The sequence below is a fragment of the Methylobacterium sp. WL116 genome (genome assembly GCF_008039455.1).
In the GTDB taxonomy this organism is placed as follows: domain Bacteria; phylum Pseudomonadota; class Alphaproteobacteria; order Rhizobiales; family Beijerinckiaceae; genus Methylobacterium.
Genome location: NZ_VRUV01000494.1, coordinates 1 through 3,399 on the forward strand (window position 1 = coordinate 1; position 3,399 = coordinate 3,399).

3 protein-coding genes, 1 tRNA gene and 1 pseudogene are annotated in these 3,399 nt (G+C 72.6%); 2 read left to right on the forward strand and 3 right to left on the reverse strand.

Going from position 1 to position 3,399, the window contains the following annotated elements:
* Positions 1-118: 118 nt before the first annotated feature.
* Positions 119-892 carry a 3-oxoadipate enol-lactonase gene (pcaD, locus tag FV223_RS23335; RefSeq protein WP_147729225.1) on the forward strand — a complete coding sequence of 258 codons (774 nt, stop codon included), beginning with the start codon at positions 119-121 and terminating at the stop codon, positions 890-892.
* Positions 893-931: 39 nt separating this feature from the next.
* Here pcaD and FV223_RS23340 read toward each other — a convergent pair whose 3' ends face one another.
* A complete protein-coding gene (locus FV223_RS23340) occupies positions 932-1,150 on the reverse strand; it encodes a hypothetical protein (RefSeq protein WP_147729226.1) in 219 nt (72 codons plus the stop codon).
* Positions 1,151-1,522: 372 nt separating this feature from the next.
* A tRNA-Ala gene (locus tag FV223_RS23345) sits at positions 1,523-1,598 on the reverse strand.
* Between the two features lie 342 nt (positions 1,599-1,940).
* Here FV223_RS23345 and FV223_RS23350 point away from each other — a divergent pair.
* Positions 1,941-2,420: pseudogene (locus FV223_RS23350) on the forward strand (3-phosphoshikimate 1-carboxyvinyltransferase); the annotation flags it as partial.
* A gap of 25 nt (positions 2,421-2,445) precedes the next feature.
* On the opposite strand, the gene FV223_RS23355 reads toward FV223_RS23350, so the two are convergent.
* A partial coding sequence (locus FV223_RS23355) for a 3-phosphoshikimate 1-carboxyvinyltransferase (protein ID WP_147729227.1) occupies positions 2,446-3,399 on the reverse strand: 954 nt, incomplete at its 5' end.

Here is a 3,399-nt window from a genome sequence, read left to right on the forward strand (position 1 = left end):
TCCGCCGCCGCCCTGGACGCATCGAATGTCGCCGGCGAACGATCGCCGATCGCTTTTCCGCAAAAAGGGGGTTGAGTCCGAGCCGAGGCCCGCGCCGCCCTCGGGCTGGCGGCTTGAAATGGCTCACCAGCCTCTGAACCACATCCTCACCGGCCCGGAGGACGCACCGGTGGTGGCGTTCTCCAACTCGCTCGGGACGACGCTCGCCATGTGGGACGCGGTGGTGCCGCACCTAGCCGACCGTTACCGCATCCTGCGCTACGACACCCGCGGCCATGGCGGCTCGGCGACGCGGGACGCGCCGGCCGAGATCGACGATCTCGCCGGCGACCTGCTCGCGCTGCTCGATGGGCTCGGCATCGACCGCATCCACGCCGTCGGCCTGTCGCTCGGCGGCATGACGATGCAGGCGCTGGCGAGCGCCGCGCCCGACCGCGTGGCGAGCCTGACCCTGATGGCGACGGCCGCCCACATGCCGAGCGAAGCGAGCTGGAACGCGCGCGCCGCGACGGTGCGCGAGGCGGGACCGCAGGCGATCGTCGCGGCGACCCTCGGCCGCTGGTTCACGCCGGGCTTCTCCGAACGGCATCCGGAGGTGATCGCGCCGATCCGCACGGCGTTCACGGCCTGCGATGCGGCCGGCTACGCGGTCTGCTGCGGCGCGATCGGGCGCATGGACCTGCGCCCGCGTCTGCCGGCCATCACCGCCCCGACGCTGGTCGTCGCCGGCCGCGAGGACACCGCGACGCCGCCCGCGATGGCCGAGGAGATCTGCCGGGGCATCCCCCAGGCGGAACTGGTGACGCTGCCGCACGCCGCCCACCTCCTCGCCGTCGAGCGGCCGGACGCGGCCGGCGCCTACCTCGCGCAGTTCCTCGACCGGCACCGGTAGGCGCCAGCCGAAAGCGGCGTCGCGGTGCGAGCTGCGGCGTCAGCGGACGATGGTGACGGGCCGCGCCATCGCAGGTCTCCGGCCGATCCGGTTCGGCGGGCGCCGATCGCGCGCCGCGGCGAGGCCGAGCGCGGCCGCCATGCCCGCGGTGCTCCCGCCGAGGGGGATCGCCAGCAGCGCCATGAGGAGGCCGAACTTGGCCAGGAGCAGGATCGACAGTCCCGCGCCGAAGACCGCCGCCACCACGATCGCAACCATCACAGCCTCACACAACCAGTGATTGAAGATGTAAGGTCGCGATCGGCGGTTCGGTTCCGGCCTCCCTCGCGCGACGACCGTCGACGCGAGCCGTGAGGGTCGATGCGATCGGTCGACAATGGGCACGCGACGTCATCCGCGCGTGATGCAGTCACCAGCGTCGGCGAACCCGACGGCAGCCCGTAACGGCAGATTCTTCTGAAAACCGCGCCGTTCGACGGCAGATAGAAACCGTTCCTGGTCTCGGTCGCAGACGTGGCGGCGGCCTGCCTATCGTACGGGATGTCGGTACAAGATCGTATGAGGCAGCGATGGAACATCGTCCATGCCGAACCCCTCTCGGACAACCGCATCCGCGTCTGAGAGGGAGAGTGGTGGAGCCTAACGGGATCGAACCGATGACCTCTTCCATGCCATGGAAGCGCTCTCCCAGCTGAGCTAAGGCCCCACTCTCGTCCACCGCGGCTCTGGAGGTCCGCGCTGGTGTCTCGCTGGCCCGGCGATGCCGTCCGGCGAGGGCGGTTCTATAGGCGGGCCTCGGATCGGACTCAACCCCCTTTTTGCGGAAAAGCGATCGGCGATCGTTCGCCGGCGACATTCGATGCGTCCAGGGCGGCGGCGGACCGTCGGATCGGCGCCGCAGCTCGGATGACGGATCGCGGCGCGCGTGATAACCGACCGCCCCATGTTCCCGCGCGGCGCCACGCGTCGCACCGGCTTTTCGGCGCCTCAGCGCCTCCTCCGGCGATCCCGCGGCCCCGGCCCGGATCCCTCGCGAAGTTGACCGCCCGTGTCGCACGATTCCGAGCCGACCCCGCTTTCCGCCGCGCCCGGCGCACCCCTGCGCGGACGGCTGCGGCCGCCGGGCGACAAGTCGATCTCGCACCGCGCGATGATCCTCGGCCTGCTCTCCATCGGCGAGACGCGGGTGGAGGGCCTGCTGGAGGGCGACGACGTGCTGCGCACCGCGGCCGCGGCCCGCGCGCTCGGCGCCTCCATGGAGCGCCTGGGGGAGGGACGCTGGGTGGTGCGCGGCGTCGGCATCGGCGGCCTGTCCGATCCGGCCGAGACCCTCGACTTCGGCAATGCCGGCACCGGCTCGCGGCTGATGATGGGCGTCGTCGGCGGCCAGCCGGTCACGGCGACCTTCGACGGCGACGCTTCCCTGCGCAGCCGGCCGATGCGCCGCATCCTCGATCCGCTCCGGCTGATGGGCACCCAGGTGCTCGCGGAGGCCGAGGCGGCCGGGCCGTCGATGGCGATGACCATGGCTGTCGGGTTGTCGGGCATCGGGCCTATTCCCCGATCCCGGCGCCGAGCGCCTGCATCGTCGGCAGGAAGCTCGGGAAGCTCGTGGCGATCATCGCGCCGTCGTCGATGGTGACCGGCTCGGCGGTGGCCAGCCCCATCACGAGGAACGCCATGGCGATGCGGTGGTCGAGATGGGTCGCGACCGTGCCGCCCCCGGGCGGCGCGGCGCCGTCGCCGTGGACGAGGAGGTCGTCGCCCTCGATCAGGTGGGCGACGCCGTTGGCCTTGAGCCCGGCGGCGACCGCGGCGAGGCGATCCGATTCCTTGACCCGCAACTCGTGCAGGCCGTTCATCCGCGTGGTGCCCTGGGCGAAGGCGGCGGCGACCGCAAGCACCGGGTACTCGTCGATCATCGCCGGCGCCCGCTCGGCCGGCACGTCGACGCCCTTGAGGCGGCTCGCGCGCACGCGCAGATCGGCGACGGTCTCGCCGCCCTCCTCGCGCTCGCGCAGGCGCTCGATGTCGGCGCCCATCTCGATGAGCGTCGTGATCAGCCCGGTGCGCAGCGGATTCATCATCACGCCCTCGATCGTGATCTCGGAGCCCGGCACGATCAGCGCCGCCACCAGCGGGAAGGCGGCCGACGACGGGTCGGCCGGCACCACCACCTCGGTGCCGCGCAGCGTCGGCTGGCCGGTGAGCGCGACCGCGCGGCCGTGGCCGTCCGGCCCGTGCGGGGTGACGGAGACCTCGGCGCCGAACAGGCGCAGCATCCGCTCGGTGTGGTCGCGGGTGGCCGCGGCCTCGATCACCGTGGTGGTGCCCGGGGCGTTGAGGCCGGCGAGGAGCACCGCGGACTTGATCTGCGCCGAGGCGGCCGGCGTCTCGTAGCGGATCGGGATCGCCTCGCGCGGGCCGCGCAGCGTCAGCGGCACGCGGCCGCCCTCGGCCTCCGCGAGCACCTGGGTGCCCATCAGCCGGAGCGGATCGAGGATGCG